Origin of the sequence: Pseudoflavonifractor phocaeensis (assembly GCF_016901955.1) — a bacterium.
Lineage (GTDB): Bacteria > Bacillota > Clostridia > Oscillospirales > Oscillospiraceae > Flavonifractor > Flavonifractor phocaeensis_A.
Genome location: NZ_JACJLC010000206.1, coordinates 1 through 912 on the forward strand (window position 1 = coordinate 1; position 912 = coordinate 912).

The 912-nt window shown below is 65.0% G+C and carries 2 protein-coding genes; both read left to right on the forward strand.

Going from position 1 to position 912, the window contains the following annotated elements:
- On the forward strand, positions 1–714 hold a 714-nt coding region (locus tag H6B51_RS17175), incomplete at its 5' end, for an RluA family pseudouridine synthase (RefSeq protein ID WP_204884806.1).
- A gap of 33 nt (positions 715–747) precedes the next feature.
- A partial coding sequence (locus tag H6B51_RS18215) for an HAD family hydrolase (protein ID WP_204884807.1) occupies positions 748–912 on the forward strand: 165 nt, incomplete at its 3' end.

Sequence of the window (912 nt, forward strand, 5' to 3'; positions counted from 1 at the left end):
CCCCTGGACGTGCTTCCCCAGGACATCCCCCTGGACGTGGTGTATGAGGACGGGGACGTGATCGTGGTCAATAAGCCGGTGGGCATGGTGGTCCACCCCGCCCCCGGCCATCCCGACGGCACGTTGGTCAACGCATTGTTATATCACTGCAAAAATTCACTCTCCGGCATCAACGGAACCCTGCGGCCGGGCATCGTCCACCGCATCGACCGGGATACCTCCGGCCTCATCATCGCGGCGAAAAACGACTTTGCCCACCTGGCACTGGCAGACCAGCTCCAGGATCACTCCCTCTACCGGGAGTACGAGGCGGTGTGCGTGGGCACACTGAAGGAGGATGGGGGCACGGTGAACGCCCCCATCTTCCGCCACCCCACCGATCGGAAAAAGATGGCGGTGAACAAGCTCCAGGGCCGGCCGGCGGTGACCCACTGGACAGTGCTGGAACGGCTGAAGGGCCACACCCACATCCAGTGCCGGCTGGAGACCGGCCGCACCCACCAGATCCGGGTGCATATGGCCTATATGGGTCACCCTCTGCTGGGGGACACGGTGTACGGAGCCAAGAAGCCCTGGCCGGGGCTGGCGGGCCAGTGCCTTCACGCCCGGCGGCTGTCCTTCACCCACCCCCGCACCGGTGAGAGGGTCACCCTGGAATGTCCCCTGCCGGACTGGTTCACCCAGACTCTGGACAAGCTCCGTCCGGAGGGATAACAGCCGCCCCCGGGCGGGAAAGGAGGGCCCTGTATGGGCAAATTTGACGGCGTGCTCCTGGCCAGTGATTTTGACGATACCCTGTACGGCCAGGATATGCGCATCGCCCCCGCCAACCTCACCGCCCTGGACTATTTTACCCGGGAGGGAGGCACCTTTACCATTGCCACCGGCCGGGCCCACCCCACCTTCGCCCCC